A 17,751-nucleotide genomic window follows, 5' to 3' on the forward strand; every position below is an offset into this window, starting at 1 on the left:
TAGTTCCTATCAAAGATCCAAGCTAACTCCAGCCACAATGGGGAAAGTTGGACCAAATCTATCCCCTACCGATGCGTGTCGAGGCTGTTGAGGGTAAGCCCTGAGACGGCGGCAGAAAGGCCCACTCTTGCTTGACTGAATGTGGAAAAGGGGGGATAGCCTGCATCCATGGGGTTTTGAGGTGTTGGGGGCGTTCCGTTTGCATCTGTGTTGACGCGTGAACAGAGGTAGGCAAGCAGTGAAGGGAGGATCCATGGTTCCGAGCGCGAACAGTCAGAGAGACTACACCGATGCGATGGCCGCCTTTTGGCAGGGAGACTACGTCCGGGCGGTGCGGTTGTTCAACCAAGTGGCCGCTGCTGAACCGCAAGATACTGCTGTCAAGCTGCTGCTGGCTTTGGCACAAAAACAAGCTGGGCAGTTGTTGGAAGCTCGCCAAACCTACAACACCATTTTACAAACAGCCAGTGATCCCGATGAGCTGGAGTCGGCCCGGAAGGGTCTAGAAGAGCTGTTGCAAATGGCACCGGAGCTGGCGGATCTTCCCGATTCCCCAGAAGCGGACGAGTTTCGCTCTCCAGATGAGTTTGCCCGTGGGTCGGATGCCTTTTCGGAAGAGGCTTTCTCTGCTCCCGATCCCTTCTTGCAGTTCGAGGAGATGGGGGAAGAGGAGGCGGATCCCATTGCTCAGAATCCCTTTCCACTGGAGGCAGACAGCCTTGGCAGCGATTTCATGGGGGAAGAGAGATTCAGGGATCCCTTGGAGACCGGGCTGCAAATGCCGGAGGCTGATCCGCTGGGTTTATCTCACCCGATGCCGACCCATCCTCGGGTAACACCACCGGCCCTCTCGCGACGGGCAGGCTTGGAAGAGGGCGGGCCTCAAACCGATCCGGTGGTCGAAGATGACTTTGCCTTCCTCAACGAGTTCGATCGAGAGCATCTGGAAGCCCTAGAAGGCGACTCCGACTCCATTACGCAGTTGGCCGGCGATGCCGATTTTCCCGATGAGATGGGCTTCTCCCTGCCCGGTCTTGAGGAAGAGGAGGGGGGATCCCTGGAAGAAGGCCTGCCGACCGAATTGGCTGCCCCCATGAGTGAGCCGATCCCTGCCCCCGATGAAGATACTGCCAGTCCCGGCTCTGCCCTCTTCGAGCTTGACGAGCTGGACAGCTTGGATGGTGAACTTGCCGGCATGGATGGCGGTGAGCCGGTGGGGGCCTTCCGCCCAGATGAGGGGGCGATTGGGGGGATGGGCCCAATGGCGGAGACCGGCAGCGGAGCGGCCCAAGTTCTGCTGCCCACGGCCTCCCTCCCTATTCCCAGTGTAGGTGAACAAGGGGCAAGAACCTCTGCTGGGATCGCCAACCGACCGATTGCGGATCGGCAATTGGCCATAGCGCTTATCCAAGGAGCGGTGAGCTTGGCTGCCGGGCTGGCGATTGGCCTTGGGATCCCGGCCAACGGGGGAGCTCGCTTGATTGCCGGGGTGATCGGAGGTGGGGTGATCGGCACAGGAGCAGGGGTTATCCTCGGGGCCAGCAGTGCCAAACAAGTTCGCTCCACCGCCCAAGAGCTGGCCAGTCATTTTGCCGCCTTGGCCCAGGGGAATTATTCAGTACGAGCCACAGCCAACACCCACGATGAGCTGGGGCGCTTGGCCGACAGCTTTAACCAGATGGCGGCTGCCATCGAAGCCAACTTCACCGAACTGAACCAGCGGGCTGCCGAGCAAGGGCAAGCTAAGGAAGACCTACAGCGCCAGGTGATTCGCCTGCTGGACGACGTGGAAGGGGCTGCCCGTGGAGACCTGACGGTGCGGGCAGAGGTGACTGCCGACGTGCTGGGGGCTGTGGCCGACTCCTTTAACCTGACCATTCGCAGTCTGCGAGACATTGTCAGCCAGGTGAAGCGGGCCGCCGCCGCCGTGAACGATGCCGCCTTGCAGAACGAGGACTTTGCCCGCAGCCTCTCTGCCGACGCCTTGCGCCAGGCGGAGGAGATTTCCAACTCCCTCAACTCCATTCAGGAGATGACGGACTCCATTCAAGAGGTGGCCAGCAACGCCCGCGAAGCGGCCAACGTGACTGCCCAAGCCACAGAAGCAGCCGCTCGGGGTGGAGAAGCTGTGGATCGCACGGTGAGTGGCATCCTGGAAATTCGCGAAACCGTGGCAGAAACCACCCGCAAAGTGAAGCGATTGGCGGAATCCTCGCAGGAAATTTCCAAAATTGTGGCTTTGATCTCTCAAATTGCCTCGCGCACCAACCTGCTTGCCCTCAACGCCAGCATCGAGGCGGCACGAGCCGGGGAATCGGGACGGGGCTTTGCCATCGTGGCCGATGAGGTGCGACAACTGGCCGACCGAGCTGCCAAAGCCTCGAAGGAGATCGAGCAGATCGTGTTGCAGATTCAATCGGAAACCGGCAACGTGATGACGGCTATGGAAGAAGGCACCCAACTGGTGATCGAGGGGACGCGGCGGGCCGAGCAGGCCAAGAACAGCCTGGACGAGATTATCGAGGTCAGTCGCCGGATCGACGAGTTGGTGCGGGCGATCTCTCAGGCCACCGTGCAACAAACGGAAACCTCTCGCTCTGTGGCGCAGGTGATGCAATCGGTGGAGTTGACCGCCAACGAGACCTCTAAGGAGGCGCAGAAGGTGGCAGCTTCGCTCCAACAGTTGGTGAGCATCGCCCGCGAGTTGCAAACTTCTGTCGGTCGCTTCCGGGTTGGGGATGAATGAGCAAATCTGCTGTTTTGAGGGCATTCTAGGGACAAGGATCCCTATGCAGGAGACGTTATCGATCCTTAGCAAATGCCACTGGGATCCCCCTGTTCCGACTTTTGGCCGGACTCTTCGCTCAGGCGAGCCTCAATCTGTCCGGTCTGCTATTACTGATGCATACCTGTGGGCTGTAGGAAGGGCCTCCTGCCATGAATGAAGAAGCACAAAAGCGGATCCTCAGTTATTTCATCGAAGAAGCCCGCGACCACTTGGCAACGATTGAACAAGTGCTCCTCAGCTTGCGGGACAGCATGAGCGATCCCGAGCTGATCAACGAGCTGTTTCGAGCTGCTCACTCCATCAAGGGGGGAGCTGCCATGCTGGGCCTCACCAGCATCCAACGGACGGCCCACCGCATGGAAGATTTTTTCAACATCTTTCGCTCCCGTCCAGGCGGAGTGCCTGTCGACCAGCACCTGGAAACCCTGCTGCTGCGGGCTTTTGATGGGCTTTCGATGTTGTTGGAGGAGCTGCAGAGCCCCCGCGGCCTCACCCAAGAAGTCAGCAACACCACCCTGGCGGAACTGGAGCCGGTTTTTCAAGAGACCGAAAGGCACATTCAAAATCTTCTTGGCGAGGGCACTGTTCCCAGCCTTGCTCCAACTCCCGTCTCGTCGCCGGCGGTTCGCACCCTACAGCAGGACATGGCGGAGGTGGTGCCGCAGCAGTTGCGCCAGATGCTGGAGCTGTTTAAACAACGGGATCAGCCAGATGTCCGAGAGCGCTTGGCAGCGGCGAATGCCGTTCTCAAGGAGATCGGACAAGTTCATCATCTGGCGGGCTGGCAACAGTTGACGGAAACTTTCGAGCAAGCTCTGGGCAACCCCGATGCCGACCTGCGTGCTCTGGCTTTGGTCGCCCTGCGGGATTTGAAGCAGGGACAGCAGCTCATCCTAGACGGCAAGGCCGAACAGGTTGCCCCTTCTTCAGAACTGCAACAATTGGCTCGCCCTGCTGCCCCCCCTGCCCCACCGGATCCTCTTGAGGTGGTGGTGCATCAGCAGATCCCGGCCCTGTTGCGCCAGATGCTGGAGCTGTTCAAACGTCCTGACGACCCGGCCACTCGACCGGCTCTGCAAGCTCTGGCCCAATCTTTGCAGGATTTGGGGCAATCTTCGGCTCTGGAACTGGGAGGCTGGACAGACTTGACCCGCTTGGTGGGCGAGATTTTGGCGGATCCCAGCCAGGATTTGCGGCAGTTGGCCCTGCCGGTGCTGAGAGATCTGAAGCAAGCCCACCAGGCTCTGGCCAATGGAGCGGCAAACACCATTCAGCCCTCGGCTGAGCTGCTGGCTTTCCGCCCTGTTCCGGCAGCCCCTGAAGAGCCAGAAGTCTGCGAGCCCTTCGAGCTTGGTCTGGCTTGGGAGTCTGAGGCAGAGCCGCTGTTCCCCCAACCCGAGGAGGGTGCCTCGGAGGATTGGGCTGTGGCTGCTGGGATCCCTGCGGAGGAAGGCGCTACCCCCGATCTGAGCTGGGAAGCTGAGCCGGTGCCAGAGGCGGTAACCCTCGCCGAGACCTCTTTTGATGGAGATGAGCTCGGAGCCGACCGGTTGCCGGAGCAGGAGAGCGCAGAGGCAAGCGGAGATCTGGCGGCGGAACAGCCCTCATCCCTTTGGGAAGTGGGCACTGCTGAGGACTCCGTCCCGCTGGCGGGAACAGATTCAGAGCACCGATCTGCTCCCGCGGAAGAGGGGGATCTGGATCTGAGTTGGCCAGGGATCCGAGCCGAAGCGGCTTGGGAGGAAGACTGGAGGACAGCTGCCGTGCCGGCAGAAAGCCCAGAAGAGGACGGGCAGGGAGCTGACTTGGCCTCTGTTGCGGACGACTTCGGTCGCGTTAGCGGAGCGGAGCTCTATGCCACTCCCTTGGATCTGGAGGAAGAAGCCACCTCGGCCTTTGACGAGCTGTTCGCCAACGCAGAAGCGCTGTCTGATATTGAAGAGTTCCCAACAGAGCTGATCCCTCCTTCTCCTGAGCCCCTCTCCCAGACCTTTGAGGATCTGAGCCCAAGGTTGGACGAGGAGAGAGCCGAGGCAGATCTAGCGGAGCTGTTTGCCGAAGTGGTGGGTGAAGGGGCAGAGGGGTTTGTCTCTGCTGAGCCTGCCTGGGATGCTGAACAGGAGCCGACTGCCCAGAGCGTTGCTGCGGAAATGGGCGAGGGATCCGGCTTTGTCCCAGACGAAGCCGCAAGTGCCGGGGTAGAGGCCCTATTTGAGCTGGAGGAACTTCCCGTAGAGAGTGCTTTCCGGCAGGAAGGGTCTCAGCTTCCGGACTTGGAGGCCGTTCCCGCTGGTGAGCTGGAGGCTGATCCTTGGGCGGCTGAACCGTCCCCACCCCTTCAAGAGACCCTTGAGGACAGGGAAATCGCAGCAGATCTCTGGGCTGAATTTTCCGCGGATATCCAGCCGGAGGATTTTTCCATCCCAGCAGATTATCTGGCAGAGTCGGGATCCGACGAGGTGGGATCCTTAGAGTCCGCTGACTCTGCTGCCTTCGATACTGCCGAAGACAGCCTGGAGAGCTTTTTTTCCACCCCTGCGGCAGAAGCCGATCCGGCTTGGTCGATGCCGGAAGCAAGTGAACCTTCCGTATTTTTGGATCCCTCTTTTGGCCCATCCCTGGACATCGCTGAGGCTGATGCTGCCGAAGCTGAGCAACTGGGGGATCTCTTTATCGGCGAACCCTTCCCCACGTCGCCCGACATGGCCAATGAGCCGAGGGAATCGCCAATTCCAGACTTCGGAGCCGAGCTGAGCCTAGGGGATCTCTTCGCCGGCGAGACCCTCGAGGAGGCGTCCGATGGGGACTCCATCCCCCTGACCCAATCAGCAGCTGGGGACACAGCAGAAGCCCAGGAGTGGGCGCTTCTGGAGGATCTGTTCCCGGTCCAGGAGGAGTCTTTCGCAGACCTGCAACCCACGGCTGAGGAGGCAGTCGCCCCTTCCCCCGAGCTCTCCTTCGACCGTCTCGATGCCCTATTCACCCAGGAATCCGACCCAGAAGAACTGAGCCTGGGGGCCAGGGGATCCCTCTCGGCCATGGATAGCGACAGCCAGGTGGATCTGGATGAGTTGAGCCAGTTCTTTGCAGAAGGGGAAGCGCCCCAAGAAGAACCCCCCTTGGATCTTGCCACCTTCCTGGAGGACACAGAAGCTTTGCAAGCGAGCAGCCTGGCGGAAGTGCCCGTGTCTGAGCCAGAGCCGCCGGTTGCCGCACTGGAGGAAGAAAATGCCCTCCAGCCTGCGGAGGACGATCTGGAAAGCCAGTTGGCCAGCCTGTTTGCAGAGGATGAATCCTTAGCCGTTCCTGTTGGCGAGGCCGAGACCCCAGAGGAAGAGGCGCTGGAAGCTGCTCCGGCTCCCCGTTTGGACGATTTGGCCGCCCTCTTCGACGCTGCCGAGCCGGCGGTAACCCCTGAGCTAGAAAAGGCTATCGCCCCCCTTGTGGGATCCCCTGCAGCCGCGAGCGGCGAGGCTGCTGACGACTTTGCAGCCCAGCTGGAATCGCTCCTGGGCGATCTCGAGGTTCCTGCCCAAGCACCTGCTGCGGCGCCAGCACCTTCGCCGCCAGTTGCCGCTGCTGCTCCAGCAACCCCCACCCCAGCAGCAGCTGCCCCGGCGGCAACTGGGCCGACTTCACGGCGAACTGCTGCCCTCAGCAACCCTGTGATGCGGGTGGAGGTGCGCCACCTCGACTCCATCAACAACCTGGTGGGAGAGTTGGTGGTCATCCGCAACAGCATGGAGCAAAACCAAACCCGTCTGCGCCAGTTTCTGGATGGCCTGTTGGGCCGTGTGCAACAGCTAGGGGATCTGGGCCAGCGCATGCGGGATCAGTATGACCGCTCCTTGCTGGAATCGGCTTTGTTCTCCAGCCGCAGCAGCTCAGCCTATGGCGGCACGGTAACGGTGGGCTTCGGTCGAAATGGGGAGGGGTCCAGCCGAGGAAGGCGGAGTCATTCCTCCGGCCAAGAGTTCGACAAGCTGGAGATGGATCAGTTTACGGCCTTCCACGCTCTGGCCCAGGAGATCATTGAGCTCATCGTGCGGGTGCGCGAGTCCTCCTCCGACATCGAGTTTGCCGTGGATGAGGCCGAGCAGATCACCCGCCAATTCCGGCAGGTAACCACCCAACTGCAAGAGGGCCTGAACCGGGCGCGCATGGTGCCCTTCTCGCAAGTTGCCGATCGGTTGCCCCGCGCCATTCGGGATCTCTCCATCAAAACGGGCAAGCAGGCCAGCCTGGTGGTGGAAGGCCGTGACACGCTCATTGACAAGGCCATCCTGGAGGAGCTCTATGACCCCATGACCCACCTGGTGAACAACGCCCTGGTACACGGGATCGAGACCCCTGAGGAGCGGCGGCGGGCGGGCAAGCCCCCTGAGGGCAAGATCACCGTCAAGGCCTTCTATCAGGGCAACCAAACCATCATCATCGTCTCGGACGATGGCGCCGGGATCCCGGTGGAGAAGGTCAAGGCCAAGGCCCAAAGGCTGGGGCTGCTGTCGGAGCAAGCCGACGAAGACGAAGTGTTCAACGTTCTCTTCCACCCCGGCTTCAGCGTTCGCGAGGCCAGCGAGGTGGACGATCTGGCCGGGCGGGGGGTTGGCTTGGATGTGGTGCGCCGCAACATCACCGATCTGCGCGGCAGTATCCAAGTGGATTCTGTGCGGGGCAAAGGAACCACCTTCACCATCCGTCTCCCCCTCACCCTGAGCATCTCCAAGGCCATGGTGTGTGTCAGCGACAAAGCCCTGATCGCCTTCCCCCTGGATGGCGTGGAGGAGATGCTGGATGTTCCTGCCGACGAAGTTCAGCCGGATGAGCAGGGGCGGCCCTCGATTCTCTGGCGGGATCAGCGTCTTCACTTCCAGCCCCTCTCAAATCTGCTGGCCTACAGCCGCAGCCACAGCCGCAGCCGTTCCGAGGTGTACAGCATCACCCAGGATGAGGGCATTATTCCCATTGTCATCCTGCAAAGTGCCGGTCAGTATGTTGCTCTGCAGGTGGACAGCTTTGTGGAAGAGCAGGAAATCGTGATCAAGCAACTGCGCGGGCCTGTGCCCAAGCCACTGGGCATTTCTGGGGCAACGGTGTTGGGGAACGGGCGGGTCCTGCCGATTGCCGACATCATCGAGCTGGTGGACATAGCCCACGGTCGCCGTCGGGATCTCAACCGCTTCTGGCTGGATCACCGGGATGAGGAGCCGACCCCGGAAGAGGTGCGTCAGACCACGGTGCTGATCGTGGACGACTCGATCACCGTTCGGGAGCTGCTCTCAATGTCTTTCCAGAAGGTGGGCTACCGGGTGGAACAGGCGCGGGATGGCCAGGATGCCTGGGAAAAGCTGCGCGGCGGCCTGCCCTGCGACCTCATCTTCTGCGACATCGAGATGCCGCGGATGGACGGCCTAGAGCTGCTCACCCGCCTGCGGGAAGACAGCAACTTCAAGCATCTCCCGGTTGCCATGCTCACCTCGCGGGGGGCAGAACGGCACCGGCAAACAGCACGGGAGCTGGGAGCAACTGCCTACTTCACCAAGCCCTATCTGGAAGAGGAGCTGCTCAGCGCTGCTGCCCGCATGTTGAGGGGGGAACAGTTGTTGGCGGCCAACCCAACTTCCTAATCGCGACAGCGGTGCGGTTCCCGTTCAGTGTGGCGCAGCAACATAGGGTGCTGTAGGCATGGCACTCTCCCATCAGCGGGTGCCGAACAGGCGATCCCCTGCATCTCCCAGGCCGGGGAGGATGTACCCGTGCTCGTCTAGGCCATCGTCTACAGCAGCGGTATAAATCGGCACATCCGGGTTCTGTTTGTGGAAATATCGGATCCCTTCTGGGGCGGCCACCAGGCAGATGAAGCGGATCGACTGGGGTCGGGTTTGGCGTAGGCGCGCTACAGCCGCTGCTGCCGAATGGCCGGTGGCCAACATTGGATCCACCACCAGCACCTCACGATCTTCGATATCGGTGGGCACCTTGAAGTAGTACTCGATGGGGATCAGGGTATGGGGATCCCGATATAGGCCGATATGCCCCACCCGTGCTGATGGGATCAGCTCCAGCATGCCGTCGAGGAGCCCTTGGCCGGCCCGCAGGATGGAGACAAGCACCAACTTTTTCTCTGCCGCCAACATCGGCGCCAACATTGGGGCCATCGGGGTTTGAATGGGCTGTAGCTTGAGGGGCAGATCGCGGGTCACCTCGTAGGCCATCAAGAGGCTGATCTCCCGCATCAGCGCTCGGAAGTCGGCGGTTGTAGTTTCAACACGGCGCATGAGGCTGAGCTTGTGCTGCACCAGAGGGTGATCGATGGTAATCACCTGGGCCACCATGCTGTGCTCCTGAGATAATCGGGATCCCGTGATGGATGTCAGAATAGCAGAAGCGCTTGCCCCCCCGGTGGGCCGAAGGCTTTGTCTGCTTGCTGTTGTCAAGGGGAGTAATCCGTGCAGATCCGCTTTGCTGTGGTGAGCGATCCCCACGTCACCCTTCCTTCTACCCTTTGGGATCACCCCAGCCGGTTTCACTTGGTAGAGGTGAGCATTCCGGCTCTGGAACAGGTTTTGCAGCATCTGGTGCAGTTGCCTCTGGATTTTCTGCTGTTGCCGGGGGATCTGACCCAGCATGGGGAGCCGGAAAACCATGCATGGCTGGCAGAGCGGCTGGCTCGACTGCCCTTTCCAGCTTTTGTGGTGCCCGGCAACCACGATGTGCCCCAGCCCGAGGCCAGCGGGCGCTCTATTGGTTTGGCGGATTTTCCCCGCTACTACCGAGCTTTTGGCTACGAGGATGGGCAGTCTTTGGATTACAGCCGGGTTCTGCGGCCAGGGATCCGTTTGATCGGCCTCAATTCCAACCATTTTGATGCTCAGGGTCAATTGGTGGGGTGTCTAACCCCAGAACAACTGACCTGGCTGGAGAAAGAATTGGCGGCAGCCGAGGAAGAGCTGGTGCTGCTGATGGTGCACCATAATGTGGTCGAGCATCTGCGCGGCCAGTCTCTCCATCCCTGGGGGCGTCGCTACATGCTGGAGAATGCCTCTCAGTTGCGGCGGCTGCTGCAAGCTTATGGGGTGCAACTGGTGTTCACCGGACATCTGCACATCCAGCACATCGCCCGACGAGGGGGGGTTTACGACATTACCACCGGCTCTTTGGTCAGCTTTCCCCACCCCTACCGCCTTGTCGAGATCCGGTCGGATCGAGAGACCGGAATCCAAGTCCATATCCAGAGCTACCGGGTGGGATCCCTGCCCGATTGGCCCGATTTGCAAGCGTTCTCCCGGGAGTGGATGGCCCAGCGCAGCGAACCAGCGGTGGTTAAGTTTTTAACCTCCGCACCGCTGAATTTGCCTTTGGAACAGGCACAAGCCTTGGCCCCACAATTGCGCTACTTTTGGGCAGCGGTGGCTGCCGGGGATCCAGACCTCACTTTCCCAGACTTTCCCCAGCCAGCAGGCCGATTTCTGGAGCGTTTCAGCCGTTGTTTTCGCTGCCCGCCTGATAACCAGGCCCAGTTTCGTTTGATTTCGATTTTCTCTTTTCCAGTTTCTAAGGATCCCCCCCAAGGGGGAACCCTCAACTTGAGTTCAAGGGAAAACGCCAGATCTCAAGCTGTTTCCAATTTCTAGGGATCCCCCCGAAGGGGGAACACCATTCGAGGGGACTCGCGTTTTTCTGGTCTGGTCCCAATAGCGTGTTTCCAATTTCTAGGGATCCCCCCGAAGGGGGAACTACTACAACGACGATGGCAGTGTCAAAGTTGAGGGGGGGGAATGTGATCAGTGGTAATCACTTTGTGCAGACCACCAGCAGTCAAGGGACGACCATCGGGCGGGATCGCAGGGGCAACCACTGGCTACACCATTTTGTCCAATGGCATCGTTTGCACTGGCAGGGGCAGAACCCGCACTTGTATCATTCCGCCCAATGTGCCTATTTACGCCGTACCCAGCCGTTGACCGTAAATCTACTATCGGCAAACTGCCGTGAGGGACAAGTCACGGGTAAAACTTCGTGCATCAGATAGCTGGGAAAGAAAATGATAGTGTTGTTGGCAGGAACATAGGTTTTATAGGTGTCGGCTTTGACATACATATTGTTTCGCACTTCAGAGTCGTAGATCAGCAGTTCCCCCCCAGAAAACTGCTTGGGTTCTCGGTAGAAGTAATAGACATAGGTCAGTTCCCTTTCTTTGGCATCAGGACTGCCGTTGTCATTGTGCACTTTGTAATAATTGCCGTGGTTGTGCGCTGTCATTTGACATTCGATGTAGGCGATGGGAAATGGCTCCATTTTTAGGCTTTTGAGCACTTGGGGGATTAGCATTTGCACATAGTGGAGAATCACCCCTGAAAACTCAGGGAAGTCATGCAGCACCCATGAACGGCGGTATTCACTGTCATTCGCTGAGTTTCGGGAAGGGACAAACCGCCCTTCGTTGGCGATCGCATATTCTAGTAACTGTTGGTTTTTGTCCCGCGGCAAAAAGTTATCCACCCGTGCATAGACCGCAGGCTGTTTTTGGGGCGCGGTGGTGGGGGTGTGGACATTGATAGCCTTGTTAGGAGTGATAGACCAAAGCCTGATCCCCTCTTGCTCGTCAACTACACAACAGCGGAAGTTGCGCCACGGAAATTCATAGGCGAGGGGTTGTTCCCGCAGAATTGCCAAGCGGGACTCTGGTAAACCTAAAACCTGCCCCAGTTCCTCCGTGGTGAGCCAATACCCCCTCTCGGCAATCTCTTGTACTGCCTGCAGTTGGCGCATTAAATCTGTAACTTTTTCCCAACCTTCTGGCATAGCTACCCCCCTGCTCTCTGCCATGCTGACCAAAATCTCGCCATCTGCTCAGCTGTGCCCACAGTGATCCCAAGTCCTGTTTCCAATTTCTAGGGATCCCCCCGAAGGGGGAACAGTTTTAATTCTGACAGTCTTAGTGTGGTTGTGCTTTCCCCACGTTTCCAATTTCTAGGGATCCCCCCGAAGGGGGAACATGCTCAACTAGAAGAGATACGACAGTCTGAAGAGTACCGCAAGTTTCCAATTTCTAGGGATCCCCCCGAAGGGGGAACTTCTCATAAACATTCTGCCAATTTATTCTTTTTTGACTGTTTCCAATTTCTAGGGATCCCCCCGAAGGGGGAACTAGGCATTGCTTGCCAATGTTGTGCTATCCAGTAACTATTTTCATCCAATGGCAAATTAAAATCCTCGATGATAGGTGTCAACGTAAGCTTTAATGATGCAGGACCATACAGACAATAGTCATGCTTTGACCTTTCTAATTCTTCTCTGTATTTATCCCATTCGTTCATAGGAAGTTACCTAATAGTGATGTTGGTAGTATTCTCTTACCTGTTAGTCTTAGATAAGCAATGGAATTATTTGTAAAGGTAAAAGATTGAATACCTGCATTATCTAGTCGATAAATTCTCCCTGGATAAATAATCCACTTTTCTTGAGTAGAAAAGATAACTGATGAATCAGGATTAGGTCTTATTCCAATTGCTTTAATCTCACACTCAATGATAGTTTTATTTCCTCTTGGAGTACTGATTGTACTGTAGATGAGAGTATTAGATGCACTGTTATAATCAGTAACGTTAGTAACTTGGTAGATAGTGTTTTCTACCATTATGGGAATATCATAAGGACTAATAAAGTCAAATAGTTGTACTAGTGCTTGAATTTCAATAATGTAAATATCATCTACTTGACTAGTTAAGGTTACTAGTCCATTGTCTTCTACACCAGAGAAAGTGTATTGACCTGAGATGATGCCTTGTTTTTTGATAGCCATAGTCTTTTACGGTGGTAACAATGATGGTATTCCTGGACTAGGTAATGAGAATTGTGTAGCTATTCCAGCACTAGCTAATGCTAATCCTGTTAATACTGGAGAAGCTAATGCTACACTAGTTCCTCCTGTAGGTAATGCTAATATAGTAGCTAATGCACTAACATTATATGCTAATGCAGCATTACTAGCTAATGTACTTGCTGCTAACAGAGTCCATCTAATATCATCTTTAGCAGCATTCTCACAAACGTAACGATATAGATTCCTTATTCCCTTTTCTTGCCATAATACCCATACTTTACAAGTAACATCAAAGCTAGGTAGAAGTATAACTGACATGTCTAATGCACATTGACTTAGTTCATAATCGATTCTTACCAAAGAATATGAATTGAATACCGGTATATCTAATGGATACTCATAATTTCCCATATCAAAGATTTCTCTACTTGCTGGTGGTAATGCAGGTAAGTTCTGAGCAACATATTCAGGAATAGGTATTGGGTCATCACATGGGTCAGCAGTAGCACCTTGTTTTACTCTTACATTTAGAGAACCTGCCATTTCAATAAATTCATTGTCAGCTAATCCACTAACTTCTAGGAGAATAAGGTCGCCTTGGTTAAATACTTCTGTTTGATTAATTCTGTCAGACCTAAGAGTTCCATCAAAGACTAACTTTCTTCTTACACTCATACTATCCTCTTTGTTCCTCTTACATGTGTTTCACCTGAATACTTTACTCTAGATACATTGGGTAGCTGCATTATTTCTTTGATACTTTGTTTGAGTTTGCTGTCTGTTGGTCTAAATGGAACAAATACTTTATACTCAGAGAATCCTTGTTGTACTTGTGGAGTTTCCAATTTCTAGGGATCCCCCCGAAGGGGGAACTTTATGGCCGATTGTCTAGTCGAGGACCTGTCCGAGTTTCCAATTTCTAGGGATCCCCCCGAAGGGGGAACAATCATGGTTAAAACCTCCCTTGTCACGGGATAAAGAACACCGTTTCCAATTTCTAGGGATCCCCCCGAAGGGGGAACATTACACTCATAAGCCGCTGGTCGCTTCAGCCAGCCGAGCAGTTTCCAATTTCTAGGGATCCCCCCGAAGGGGGAACGTAGAGGTATTGAATTACGACGTCGTCGTAACCCTCCTGTTTCCAATTTCTAGGGATCTCCCCGAAGGGGGAACTATTGCCCAGAAGATCATTAAAGGCCAAATGAAAACGTTTCCAATTTCTAGGGATCCCCCCGAAGGGGGAACTAGATCGTGGCTCCTCAGCGAAGTGGGGACACTAGAGTTTCCAATTTCTAGGGATCCCCCCGAAGGGGGAACTCCAACTAAACAATAACCAAATCAGTCTGGCTCAGAGCTGGCGTTTCCAATTTCTAGGGATCCCCCCGAAGGGGGAACTTAGTTCTGGAAACAGGATGGAACCGGGTAGGCAAGCCGTTTCCAATTTCTAGGGATCCCCCCGAAGGGGGAACCCCAAAGTTGGGGTCGCACTGTGCAACACCCCTGAACCGTTTCCAATTTCTAGGGATCCCCCCGAAGGGGGAACTGGATCGAGCAAATCGAAGGAGTGATTAAAGCCAAGGTTTCCAATTTCTAGGGATCCCCCCGAAGGGGGAACAAAATGGGTCAGAAAATCACAGCTTATCGAGTAATCTAACTGTTTCCAATTTCTAGGGATCCCCCCGAAGGGGGAACTCCGAGGCCCAGGGGTTGTACACCCACCGGAATGTCTGGGTAGGGTTTCCAATTTCTAGGGATCCCCCCGAAGGGGGAACAGACGGTTTCATCGCCGACGGAGAGCGTAATAATCTTGTTTCCAATTTCTAGGGATCCCCCCGAAGGGGGAACTTTGGGAACATGTTCAAAACATGTGTTCAATTAACTACAAAATAGTTTCCAATTTCTAGGGATCCCCCCGAAGGGGGAACACGATTTGAATTAACTTTTCCCAACACCACCCCCTCCACAGTTTCCAATTTCTAGGGATCCCCCCGAAGGGGGAACGGGAGGAACTAAATGGTGCTACCCATTGTGTACCAGGTTTCCAATTTCTAGGGATCCCCCCGAAGGGGGAACCCCAAAAGCAAGGGTCAATCGTGCCCTTCTGGTGTGGTGTGTTTCCAATTTCTAGGGATCCCCCCGAAGGGGGAACTTCCTCGGAACGTTCCCTGTACGGGTCTTAAACGGGTTTCCAATTTCTAGGGATCCCCCCGAAGGGGGAACTTTCGAGCTAACTCCAGCTAGCTCCAGGCTCGTTGGAGGTTTCCAATTTCTAGGGATCCCCCCGAAGGGGGAACCAATGCATTCAATATCTCCAGCTCTTAATTCAGCAGAGCGTTTCCAATTTCTAGGGATCCCCCCGAAGGGGGAACGCAAACTATTGGTGACTAAACGAGCCCTGATAAACCTCAGAGTTTCCAATTTCTAGGGATCCCCCCGAAGGGGGAACTTCTTTCTACTCCTAAAAGGGAGGAGTTAGTCATGATCGTTTCCAATTTCTAGGGATCCCCCCGAAGGGGGAACTTGAGAAGAACACCTGGGTTCGCCTCACAAAGAGGTGTCGTTTCCAATTTCTAGGGATCCCCCCGAAGGGGGAACGCCAACCTCCTAAATGTCTATAGACCTGAAAATAAAAAAGGTTTCCAATTTCTAGGGATCCCCCCGAAGGGGGAACTTCTGGCAGGATACTCCTCTAGGGCCAGTCAAAGGTTGCGTTTCCAATTTCTAGGGATCCCCCCGAAGGGGGAACGGCCAGTGTAATTTGCTTGTAGTTCATTTTATCCTCCTTGTTTCCAATTTCTAGGGATCCCCCCGAAGGGGGAACTGCCAAATCTCTGGTCCACCTCGATGGGTGCGGAGAGTTTCCAATTTCTAGGGATCCCCCCGAAGGGGGAACGACTAACCGTCAGAAGAAACGTGCGAGGGCATTAGCCAGTTTCCAATTTCTAGGGATCCCCCCGAAGGGGGAACAATCCTGGGTGTCTTTGGGAGGGGGAGGAACTAGTTTCGTTTCCAATTTCTAGGGATCCCCCCGAAGGGGGAACTTTGGCCAGCAACAGCTTGAGGGAAACCAACGAACTCGTTTCCAATTTCTAGGGATCCCCCCGAAGGGGGAACCCGCGCAGTACGCACAGTATATCAGCTTAACAATTCAAATGACGTTTCCAATTTCTAGGGATCCCCCCGAAGGGGGAACAGTACTGTCTACTCAGTATACAGTCTCGTGTTAGTGAGTTTCCAATTTCTAGGGATCCCCCCGAAGGGGGAACGATCCCTCCGACGCTGTGACGTCTACGGAGTGTGGCGTTTCCAATTTCTAGGGATCCCCCCGAAGGGGGAACAAGACTAATCCCTCCCCCACCAAACACACCCAGGTTGTTTGTTTCCAATTTCTAGGGATCCCCCCGAAGGGGGAACCTCCACTTGTAGTGAAATGCCAGCACGCCAGTGAGGCTGTCGACGGTTTCCAATTTCTAGGGATCCCCCCGAAGGGGGAACATATGTGTATTGTCAATGTAAACAGTTCACATTTGTTAATGTTTCCAATTTCTAGGGATCCCCCCGAAGGGGGAACACTGCAATGGCAAAGGCGCTCCAAAAAGCGCTGAAGGCCCGTTTCCAATTTCTAGGGATCCCCCCGAAGGGGGAACCTATTATGCAACTTCACTTCGAAGTAATTCTCAACGACAACTGTTTCCAATTTCTAGGGATCCCCCCGAAGGGGGAACAACAACTTAGGAAGAGGCGGTTACATTAGTCGAGATGGTTGTTTCCAATTTCTAGGGATCCCCCCGAAGGGGGAACTTTTGTCCTGGATTAGCTCTGCCATCGTGTACATAACGTACGTTTCCAATTTCTAGGGATCCCCCCGAAGGGGGAACCCGGTTCCCCTGTGTAGTGGGGATCGAGAATGTTGGTAAATGGTTTCCAATTTCTAGGGATCCCCCCGAAGGGGGAACACTATGTTTACACCGGAACAATTCCTCAAAACCAAGTGTCTCGTTTCCAATTTCTAGGGATCCCCCCGAAGGGGGAACGGTTATGGTTGTAGGCCGGTGGGAAATCCGGGGAGAGTAGTTTCCAATTTCTAGGGATCCCCCCGAAGGGGGAACCAAAGGGAGTACGGCCTATGGAAGAGAATGAGATGGCGTTTCCAATTTCTAGGGATCCCCCCGAAGGGGGAACCTGAACGCCGGTACGAAGTGTACCGGAAAGTGAGGCGGGGTTTCCAATTTCTAGGGATCCCCCCGAAGGGGGAACTTTCTACTCCTAGAAGGGAGGTACTATGTATACAAAGGAACAAGTTTCCAATTTCTAGGGATCCCCCCGAAGGGGGAACGTTTGCTATGGAAATCACATTACTGGGACCCTGGAACATTTGTTTCCAATTTCTAGGGATCCCCCCGAAGGGGGAACTATACGAGTAGCCCATTAGTGCTACTGGCCCGCTAAGTTTCCAATTTCTAGGGATCCCCCCGAAGGGGGAACATTGGGGACTATCACGATCCAAATTGTGATGTTTACCGTTTCCAATTTCTAGGGATCCCCCCGAAGGGGGAACTGTAGTCACAACCTACATCTACGACCCAAATTATAAGGGCGATGTTTCCAATTTCTAGGGATCCCCCCGAAGGGGGAACATGAATCAGGAAAGATAAACAACAACTTTGCAGTTTCCAATTTCTAGGGATCCCCCCGAAGGGGGAACACCACACAGGCTTGGACGAAATCCGCACCTGTGAAGCGTTTCCAATTTCTAGGGATCCCCCCGAAGGGGGAACTTTATAACTGAAGAGACACTGCCTGTTGAGTTAACTATAGTTTCCAATTTCTAGGGATCCCCCCGAAGGGGGAACTGGCTTTTAAGGTGCCCTTTTACTTAGCCTAAGGGAGTGTTTCCAATTTCTAGGGATCCCCCCGAAGGGGGAACATTCGAGATCACCGAGCCTCTCCAGAAGATCCAAGCACTAAGTTTCCAATTTCTAGGGATCCCCCCGAAGGGGGAACCAATCCGATAGAGACGAACGCGCTTGGTTACGTCTTGTTTCCAATTTCTAGGGATCCCCCCGAAGGGGGAACCCTATGGTACCCAAATCCGCCTTGGGCGGATGAGATGTTCTTGTTTCCAATTTCTAGGGAT

7 protein-coding genes and 1 CRISPR repeat array (1 of these 8 running past the window's edge) are annotated in these 17,751 nt (G+C 55.2%); of the genes, 3 read left to right on the forward strand and 4 right to left on the reverse strand.

The window, feature by feature from the left end; genetic code table 11:
* Positions 1-253: 253 nt before the first annotated feature.
* On the forward strand, positions 254-2,746 hold the full coding sequence (locus NW839_RS05210) for a methyl-accepting chemotaxis protein (RefSeq protein ID WP_414350117.1): 2,493 nt from the start codon (positions 254-256) through the stop codon (positions 2,744-2,746).
* A gap of 191 nt (positions 2,747-2,937) precedes the next feature.
* Complete coding sequence (locus NW839_RS05215; protein WP_414350118.1) at positions 2,938-8,415, forward strand: response regulator; 5,478 nt, start codon at positions 2,938-2,940, stop codon at positions 8,413-8,415.
* A 72-nt stretch (positions 8,416-8,487) separates the two neighbouring features.
* Here the strand turns inward: NW839_RS05215 and upp are convergent, their stop codons facing one another.
* The gene (upp, locus tag NW839_RS05220) at positions 8,488-9,120 is read right to left on the reverse strand and encodes a uracil phosphoribosyltransferase (protein WP_414350123.1); all 633 of its coding nucleotides are present in this window, start codon (positions 9,118-9,120) and stop codon (positions 8,488-8,490) included.
* 117 nt (positions 9,121-9,237) lie between these two features.
* On the opposite strand from upp, the gene NW839_RS05225 reads away from it, so the two are divergent.
* Entirely contained in the window at positions 9,238-10,422 is a 1,185-nt protein-coding gene (locus NW839_RS05225; protein WP_414350119.1) for a metallophosphoesterase family protein, read from the forward strand.
* Positions 10,423-10,726: 304 nt separating this feature from the next.
* On the opposite strand, the gene NW839_RS05230 is transcribed toward NW839_RS05225, so the two are convergent.
* The 3 genes from NW839_RS05230 to NW839_RS05240 form a co-directional block, all read right to left on the reverse strand.
* On the reverse strand, positions 10,727-11,617 hold the full coding sequence (locus NW839_RS05230) for a 2OG-Fe(II) oxygenase (RefSeq protein WP_414344481.1): 891 nt from the start codon (positions 11,615-11,617) through the stop codon (positions 10,727-10,729).
* Between the two features lie 487 nt (positions 11,618-12,104).
* On the reverse strand, positions 12,105-12,593 hold the full coding sequence (locus NW839_RS05235) for a hypothetical protein (RefSeq protein ID WP_414350121.1): 489 nt from the start codon (positions 12,591-12,593) through the stop codon (positions 12,105-12,107).
* A gap of 6 nt (positions 12,594-12,599) precedes the next feature.
* On the reverse strand, positions 12,600-13,289 hold the full coding sequence (locus tag NW839_RS05240) for a hypothetical protein (protein WP_414350122.1): 690 nt from the start codon (positions 13,287-13,289) through the stop codon (positions 12,600-12,602).
* A gap of 162 nt (positions 13,290-13,451) precedes the next feature.
* A CRISPR array of direct repeats spans positions 13,452-17,751; the repeat unit is 36 nt; unit sequence GTTTCCAATTTCTAGGGATCCCCCCGAAGGGGGAAC (it continues 2,051 nt past the right edge of the window).

Origin of the sequence: Synechococcus sp. R5-15, from assembly GCF_047462035.1 — a bacterium.
GTDB lineage: Bacteria > Cyanobacteriota > Cyanobacteriia > Thermostichales > Thermostichaceae > Thermostichus.

What these genes read in the sequence shown, in the direction of transcription:
- NW839_RS05230 (WP_414344481.1), bottom strand. Translation starts at nt 11,617, where the DNA reads ATGGCAGAGAGCAGGGGGGTAGCTATGCCAGAAGGTTGGGAAAAAGTT.
- NW839_RS05240 (WP_414350122.1), bottom strand. Translation starts at nt 13,289, where the DNA reads ATGAGTGTAAGAAGAAAGTTAGTCTTTGATGGAACTCTTAGGTCTGAC.
- NW839_RS05210 (WP_414350117.1), top strand. Translation starts at nt 254, where the DNA reads ATGGTTCCGAGCGCGAACAGTCAGAGAGACTACACCGATGCGATGGCC.
- NW839_RS05235 (WP_414350121.1), bottom strand. Translation starts at nt 12,593, where the DNA reads ATGGCTATCAAAAAACAAGGCATCATCTCAGGTCAATACACTTTCTCT.
- NW839_RS05215 (WP_414350118.1), top strand. Translation starts at nt 2,938, where the DNA reads ATGAATGAAGAAGCACAAAAGCGGATCCTCAGTTATTTCATCGAAGAA.